Genomic DNA, 7,685 nt, shown 5'->3' with positions numbered 1-7,685 from the left:
CGAAAGGCTCTGGCAAACTGTCGGTCCATGTGTCCTGCAATGATCTGGCGTCAAGTGGTGCTGAACCTGTAGCCTTAACAGTAACAGTCCTGGCACCAATCCACGCTGCATTGGAAGAGATTGAAGCTAATAGCAATATCACCTAAAGAGACGGCTGCTTTTCTAATTGCAGGTCGTATTTTTCAAGGGCTGTCGACTGCTTGTATTCTGCCTAATGCATTGGCTGTGATAAAGGCCTATTATGAAGGCGCGTCTCGTCAAAGAGCGATCAGCATTTACTCTATAGGCTCATGGGGAGGTGCTGCGTTAAGTTCCTTATTTGGCGGAATTGTTGCTTCTACCATTGGATGGCGCTATATTTACTGGTTTTCTATTGTTGTCGCCATAGGGAGCTTTTTCTTAATTTCTGGTGTACCTGAAAGTAAGAATCCACCCAGTGATAAGAAGAGGGGATTTGACCTGGCCGGAATTATAACCTTCATGATAGGTATGTTATCAGTAAATATATTAATAAGCCAAGGTGGCAGACTTGGATGGTCGAGTCCAATGTCTTTAGGACTTGCTGCAATAGTGGTCATATCATTCTTGATCTTTTTCAAGATTGAAAAAAGTACAAAAGATAGTTTTATTAACTTCAATTTATTCAGCAACAGCACCTATAAAGGCGCAGCGCTCTCTAATTTCATGGTGAATGGTGCTGCAGGCACATTGGTGGTTGCCCTGTCGCTGGTACAATTAGGAGCGGATATGACCGCTTTACAGGCAGGATTTTTAACCATAGGATATCCTATAGCGATATTAATAGCCATTAAAGCGGGCGAGAAGCTCCTGCAAAGATATGGCGCCCGTAAACCCATGGTTTTGGGGTGCGTAGTCGCCAGTGTTGGAATATTAATGACCACGTTTACTTTTATTATGACAAGCCAATACATAATTGTGAGTACAATTGGTTTTGCTTTCTTTGGATTTGGTTTGGGCTTATACGCAACACCATCAGCTGATGCGGCTTTAACCTCAATACCTGTAGAAGAAGCGGGTTCAGCTTCGGGGATTTACAGGATGGCATCGGCCTTAGGCTCTGCGTTTGGGATCTCCATTTCTGCGGCCATATTCACAGGACTAAGCATGAAGCAAATCACTTTTGTGGAAGGTTTTTTCATGGGGCGAACAGATAATATTTCGATCCGGTATGCCGCGATCATAGCGTTGCTTTTTAATCTGTTTATGGTGATGTCAGCCATCATTTCTATACTGTTAACGGTTCCTGTTGGGAAGTCAGAAACCAAGGCATAGTCTGCATGTAAAAAAGGCCTCGTATATGTCGATGGCCTTTTGAGTCAATTTTCCGACTTTCTTATCAAAATTGGAGATTGGCGATTTGTGCCCCGGCGTTTGCCAGTTCGAGCCGTGCAGCCTCATTATCTTTGATCATGACTTCATCTGTATCATTGTACTTGTAATACCCAATCACGTCGGCGTTGATATTCCAAAAAAAATGCTTCAACTCCACCATGATGCCTTCAAATTGTCCTGGATAATGGGGCGCTCCTGCGTTGGCAATCACCACCACTTTCTTTTTCTCCTTGAAGATGGGATCCTTGAGCTTATACTTTGCATTGTAAAGAATCTGTGTTCTGTCTATGAATATTTTGAACCAACTGGTCACACTGTTGAAATATAAAGGTGTTGCCAGTATGATGAGATCGCTTTGGTGAAAAGTCTGAATGACCGATTCCATATCATCCTTGAGGATGCAGTGTCCATAGTGCTCCTGCAGTAGTCACAGGCCAGGCAGATTTCAATTTTCTTGTTCAAAAGATTGACATACTCGATTTCGTTACCGTCTTTCAGATGTTCCAAAAAATATTCTGCTGTCTGCGCTGTATTCTTTTTGCTGCGGTGGCTGGCTAAAAGCACCGTGATTTTCATATTCAATCTCCCATTTCTTTAAGTTTGATGCAAACCCTTGGCACGCTCTATTTAGAACATACCAAGGATTTATTTTTTGTGTGAACCTGTTATGTAAGCGCTTATGAATTTGCATTATTATCCTTAATCAGATTCCTGAAGAAATTCATGGATTTTATTCAGCAATTTTTTCCTGTGGGGTATTAAAGATTCGAAAGCCTGCTGTTCATTGATCGTTAATGACGGAATCCTGCCAACCTTTAGTTCTTTTTTGCGGTTAAAGCCTTCAACGGTTGTGACATTCCATATTTTCAGTTCAAGCTCTTCCAGAATTTTAGGCGGTAAAGCCTTTACCGCATCAATCATCATGGTCCCTCAGTGTTCATAACGAATACTTCTGCTTGCAGTTTCCTCATATGAGTCGCACCTCTCCCATATCTAATATTTCAATGATAACTAAAATGGTTTTGTATCCTGCAAGAGGTGGAAGCGGGGGTCAGACACCACCTTCCATCATTTGTGGTTGGAAGCGGGTGTCAGAAACCGCCTTACATCAAGGCTTCATAGGCAGAAATGGCAGGTAGTCCTCGACGTGACCATCGGCTAAACAGCACTCTATGATTTCGCGGCCAAGAGGGTCCAGGGCCGGCGTCAGGAACTTGGCAAGCTCTTTCTTGAAAAAGTCCGTCAGAAGCCCTGCACCGTAGTCGTAGCCTTCTTCGCCAACTTCCGGCTGTTCCAGGACATCCAGGAGTTCGCGGGGGATGTAGGTGCCGTCGACCTTGACACTGGAGAGGTTATACCCCAGGAGCGGACAGCGGGCGGGCTGCAGCTGCCCAGGTGCAAATTTGGCAGAGCCTCTGCGGGCCAGATATTCCCGGGCAATCCACTGGGGCATAAAGTTGACCCTGTATGCACCTATATGTTGGTTGGGGACCAGGATGTAGCGCGTGTCTGAAGCCACGGTCATTTGCCGGAGCAAAAGATTCGCCTGATCCACCTGTCTGCCCGGGGAAAATGGCCAATAAGAGCCCACGCCCTCGCTGCTCAGGCCCTGGGTATCCGTGATGCTGGGGTTGTTGTGGCCCCGCGGCGCGACCAGCCGCCAAAGCCAGGCCAGCGCAGGTGGCAGAACGTGGAACAGCCCCATGATCCCATAGGTAGGGTGCTCTTTCGTACAGGGCGGCATTCGGACGCCAAAGCTCCTAAGATCGATTTCCACCGCCTCATTCACAATATTGGGCACAAAGCACCGCGGCAGGATCACCCGGGGGTTCGGGCACGGTTTTCCGGGTGCGTCCATAATGTGCTCCCAAATCAGACAGGTGGCGTTCGGAACCGTGCTGTAATTAAAGAAGATCAGCGGCTCCTTGGGGTGTATGGTAAGGGCTTCCAGATAAGGATCCGTGCCATAGCGTTTGATATGGTCCGTCCGGATAAACCAGCCCTCCTCCGCGTCCTTGACAATAAGCTTGCGGCTGCCATTTTGAAGCTTCGGATGGCAAAGGGCCATATCATCCGTCACCGGGCGCAGCTCACAGGTCTCCTTGATGTCATGATAGAGACGCTCCGAGGTCACCAGGTTCTCGCCAAGGAGAATGCGCCCGTCCAGCTCCCTGTGGATTTGCTCCGTCATTTCACTTTTTCCGCAGCCGCTGGCGCTTTCGTGCATAATAGTCAGAACGTTGTCATAAGGCGTAATGACCACAACCGTAGAACCGTGGGCGGTGACCCAGCCTTCCTCCTCGCCTATTTTGATCAGGACGCCATAGACGCCTTTTTTAGCGCTTGGGCCAGGGTAGAGATTATAGGAAAAGAGCTCGTAGAGATCATCCAACCGGTTATGAACCACCATTTGCCTCCCGCCAAAATGGGTGTGGCGAAAGGTGGGGGCCAGATAAATTATGGCTTTGGGCTTAAAGCCCGCTTCGAGCTGACTGCCCGGGATGAAGCCCTGAATGTCCGCGAGCGCCGCGGCAAAAAAACCGGCGTTTTTCGGGCCAACGAGCAGCGCCGGATAGCCGAGCTCAGGCCCCCCGGCCATGAAAGGCATGAGTGGAAGCTAGTGTCAGACACCCGCTTCCACCTTCTTTTTACATAAAGTTTGTCATCACCCATTTTCTCAGATAAAATCAGTATGATATTTGTATTTCAATTTGGTGTTTGTGCGGGCAAAGGATGGTGCGTATGGCACGTTTTAAGAATAGCGAGGCAAGTGAACTGGATGCGTATTTTAATCCGGTTTCCTTTGTGGTGGAGGTTGGAGAAGGGGAACCATCGGCTGAAGTATTGGAGTGGGCAAATGCTTTTGAGCGGGACAAATACGAGGCGCTGTACCATTTGGGATATCTGAGCCGGGAGAAGTGGTTTTCAACCGGGCTCGATTATCTGCACCAGGTGGCGGAGCTGCTGATTCGGAAAATCAGTCAGCAGGCGGACCTGGAGGTGGACCGGGAGCTGATCGAGGTCGAGCTTTCGAGTGAAGAAGCGGCGCAGCTCAGGGACAGGCTGCCCTTTGTCAACGGTATGGAGTTTGTGAATGAGGCCTGGCTTATTGGGCTTTGGGAGAGACTGTTACAGGTATTTAAAAGGGAGATTCAGGCTTATGAAGGTCCGGTCAGCCGGTACTTTGCAGAGCACAACTCAAGCATCAACGTGGCGGGCAGGGTGTTCTTTCATTTGGTCGAAAGTAAGGATGATAGGTTTCCGTTCGCGTTTATGGCAACCTATTCAACGAAGCCGGAGAAGAGCAAGCGGGCGGTGCACACGCCGCTGAAGCACGCTCTGGAGGAGTTTGAGGGCGATGAGAAAAAGCTGTTGGCATTGATTTCCGCGGTCATCAAGGCAGCAGACCGGAGCGCATTCATTTCGGGACTCATGGAAAGCGGGGAGCTGTTTTCGCCTCTTCGTCTCACGGTTGACGAAGCGTATACATTCTTGAAAGAGACCACGCTGTATGAAGAGGCCGGGATTATGTGCCGCGTGCCGGACTGGTGGCGAAAGAAGAGCCGGAGTCTGCAGATGTCGGTGACGGTGGGGGAGAAAGCGCCATCCAAAGTTGGCATGGATGCCATTTTGGACTTTATGCCGGTTATGAAGCTGGGCGATGATACAGTTACCGAAGCGGAGGTCCGGGCGTTTTTGGAAATGGCTGAGGGACTGGTCCAGTATAAGGGAAAATGGGTGGAACTGGACAAGAAAAAGCTTGAGGCTGTGCTGCAAGCCTTCGAAAGGATTGAGGGACAGTCTGGCCGCGGGGGTCTGACCCTGGGGGATGCCATGAGAATGGAGCTCACACTGGAGAAACTCCTTGACGTGCCTGAAGCTGAGGTCGAGGTGTCTATTTCCAATGGCCAGTGGCTCAGAGCGCTTAAAGACAGCTTGGTGTTGCCAGTATCCACAGAATCTGCCAAAGAGATCCCAACATTTAAGGCGTCGCTGCGACCTTATCAGGAGTCGGGGTACCAGTGGCTGAACCGGATGTCGCAGTATGGCTTTGGGGCTTGTCTTGCGGACGACATGGGCCTCGGAAAAACAGTTCAGATGATAGCGTTCCTGGAGCATTACAGATTGAACGGGCGGTATCAGACACTCAAAGAAACTGGGTGTCAGACACTCAACGAAACTGGGTGTCAGACACTTAAAGAAACTGGATGTCAGACCCTGCTGGTGCTGCCGGCTTCACTGATTGGCAACTGGCAGAAGGAAATTGAAAAGTTTGCTCCGGAGATGCCTTATCAGATTCTGCATAAAAGCGATCTCAAAAGTAAGAGCAAACTCGAAATTGAGGAAGGAAAATTCCTTTACATCACGACCTACGGGATGGCCGTCAAAATGGGAGCATTAAGGGAGCGCCACTGGGACTTGTTGATTTTGGATGAAGCCCAAGCCATCAAGAATCCGGGAACGAAACAAACTAAGGCCATCAAAGCGATCCCGGCAAGTATGCGGATCGCCATGACAGGCACCCCAATAGAGAACAGGTTAAGTGACTTGTGGTCGCTCTTTGACTTTCTCAATCAGGGTTTGCTCGGAACCGCCAAGGAGTTTGCTGAGTTCGGCAAGAAGCTGAATGAAGAAACTATGGGTTACACTAAGCTTCGGAGGATGATTCAGCCGTTCATTCTCAGACGCTTGAAGACGGATAAATCCATTATCGCGGATCTGCCGGACAAACTTGAGATGAACGCTTATGCCGGCCTGTCCAAGAAGCAAGTGCTGCTCTACAAGCAACTGGTAGAAGACGTGAAAACCAAGCTGGAAACAGCTGAAGGAATCGAGCGCAAGGGGCTCGTCCTGGCCAGCCTCATGAAACTCAAGCAAATCTGCAATCACCCCGACCACTATCTGGGACACGAAGATTTCAAGCCTGAGCACAGCGGGAAGTTCGAACATTTGAGGGAGCTTTGCGAGACCATTCATGAAAAGCGCGAAAGAGTGCTGGTGTTTACCCAGTTCAGGGAAATGACGGAGCCGCTGTCGGAATTCCTCAAGGAAATCTTTGGCAAAGAGGGATTGGTGCTGCATGGCGGGACCCCCGTTAAGCGTCGCAGCGAGATGGTCGAGCAATTCAACGGTGAGCATTATGTACCCTATATGGTGCTATCCCTGAAGGCGGGCGGCGTCGGTCTCAACCTGACGGCGGCGAACCACGTCATCCATTTTGACCGATGGTGGAATCCCGCCGTCGAGAACCAAGCCACAGACCGCGCCTTCCGGATCGGTCAGACCAAGAACGTCATGGTGCACAAGATGGTGACCAAGGGCACTATTGAAGAAAAAATTGACGCCATCATTGAAGAGAAGCATAAGCTCTCGGGTGAGCTCTTACAAGGGACCAGCGGAGAACAGTGGATCACGGAATACAGCAATGAGGCACTGATGGCCATGCTCAGTCTGGAGAGTGAGATCTCATGAGTTTCTATAATTATCGAAGACCGGAAACGATCGCTGAGAAAAAGGCAAAGGCTCAAAAGGGACTCCAAAAGCTGGTGAAGGAAAATCCTGAGGCGGAGCCGGTGATCATCGAAGGCCGAACCCTGGCCAGGACTTGGTGGGGGAAAGCCTGGAACACCAATCTCGAGAGTTATGCGGATTACAGCAACCGGATCGGGCGGGGCAAAAGCTACGTGAAGAGCAACACCGTCCTGGACCTTAAAATCACCAAAGGCCGCGTCGACGCGCTGGTGCAGGGCAGCAGGTCGAAGCCTTACAAAGTGGAAATAAGCATCGACACATTGAGTGACGACAAATGGGCGCAGATCACGTCGCTATGCAATCATCAGATTGACTCTCTGGAGCAGCTGGTCGAAGGCAAATTTCCGAAAGCTTTGGAGGTCTTGTTTCAGGACCGGAAGTATGGGCTGTTTCCATCGCCCAAGGAGATTCATTTTGACTGCAGCTGCCCGGACTGGGCCAGCATGTGCAAGCATGTGGCCGCAGTGCTTTACGGCGTCGGCGCCAGACTGGACCAGAATCCCATGCTCTTCTTCGAGCTCAGACATTTAGATGGACGGGAACTGGTGAAAAAGTCCATGGAAGCCAAGCTGGAAAGCATGCTCAAGAATGCAGGCAAGAAGAGCGAGCGGGAAATCCAAGTTGAAGAGTTGGAGGGGCTATTTGGGCTGGACGTGGGGAATTTAACACGAAGTACAACAAAATAAGACAGGGTGGAAGGTGGGGGAAATAGGCAAGATGTTGAAACCTGCTTCCTATTACTTTTCTGTACACATTCCTCGCATTTCCCCCCCCAAAAAAAAAATTGCCGATGGTTATCT

Annotated in this window: 8 protein-coding genes; 4 read left to right on the top strand and 4 right to left on the bottom strand. The window is 49.7% G+C overall.

The window, feature by feature from the left end:
• Positions 1–17 precede the first annotated feature (17 nt).
• On the top strand, positions 18–146 hold the full coding sequence (locus tag OEL90_RS15225) for a hypothetical protein (protein ID WP_300687688.1): 129 nt from the start codon (positions 18–20) through the stop codon (positions 144–146).
• On the top strand, positions 121–1,293 hold the full coding sequence (locus OEL90_RS07285) for an MFS transporter (protein ID WP_300687683.1): 1,173 nt from the start codon (positions 121–123) through the stop codon (positions 1,291–1,293). Before OEL90_RS15225 ends, OEL90_RS07285 begins: the two co-directional genes overlap by 26 nt.
• Positions 1,294–1,357: 64 nt before the next feature.
• Here OEL90_RS07285 and OEL90_RS07280 read toward each other — a convergent pair whose 3' ends face one another.
• The 4 genes from OEL90_RS07280 to OEL90_RS07270 form a co-directional block, all read right to left on the bottom strand.
• A complete protein-coding gene (locus OEL90_RS07280) occupies positions 1,358–1,753 on the bottom strand; it encodes a flavodoxin family protein (RefSeq protein ID WP_300687687.1) in 396 nt (131 codons plus the stop codon).
• Entirely contained in the window at positions 1,663–1,929 is a 267-nt protein-coding gene (locus tag OEL90_RS15220) for an NAD(P)H-dependent oxidoreductase (RefSeq protein ID WP_414635018.1), read from the bottom strand. Before OEL90_RS15220 ends, OEL90_RS07280 begins: the two co-directional genes overlap by 91 nt.
• 123 nt (positions 1,930–2,052) lie before the next feature.
• Positions 2,053–2,274: a hypothetical protein gene (locus OEL90_RS07275; RefSeq protein WP_291402317.1), complete on the bottom strand. Its 222-nt coding sequence runs from the start codon at positions 2,272–2,274 to the stop codon at positions 2,053–2,055.
• A 187-nt stretch (positions 2,275–2,461) separates the two neighbouring features.
• Entirely contained in the window at positions 2,462–3,961 is a 1,500-nt protein-coding gene (locus tag OEL90_RS07270; RefSeq protein ID WP_300687682.1) for a DUF4914 family protein, read from the bottom strand.
• A gap of 134 nt (positions 3,962–4,095) precedes the next feature.
• Between OEL90_RS07270 and OEL90_RS07265 the strand changes: the two genes are divergently transcribed.
• Positions 4,096–6,825 carry a DEAD/DEAH box helicase gene (locus tag OEL90_RS07265; RefSeq protein ID WP_300687681.1) on the top strand — a complete coding sequence of 910 codons (2,730 nt, stop codon included), beginning with the start codon at positions 4,096–4,098 and terminating at the stop codon, positions 6,823–6,825.
• Positions 6,822–7,571 carry a hypothetical protein gene (locus OEL90_RS07260; protein ID WP_300687679.1) on the top strand — a complete coding sequence of 250 codons (750 nt, stop codon included), beginning with the start codon at positions 6,822–6,824 and terminating at the stop codon, positions 7,569–7,571. Before OEL90_RS07265 ends, OEL90_RS07260 begins: the two co-directional genes overlap by 4 nt.
• The last annotated feature ends 114 nt before the right edge of the window (positions 7,572–7,685 follow it).

Source organism: Acidaminobacter sp., from assembly GCF_030247605.1.
Taxonomy (GTDB): Bacteria; Bacillota; Clostridia; order Peptostreptococcales; family Acidaminobacteraceae; genus Acidaminobacter.
This window is presented reverse-complemented; position numbering and strand designations above follow the sequence as displayed.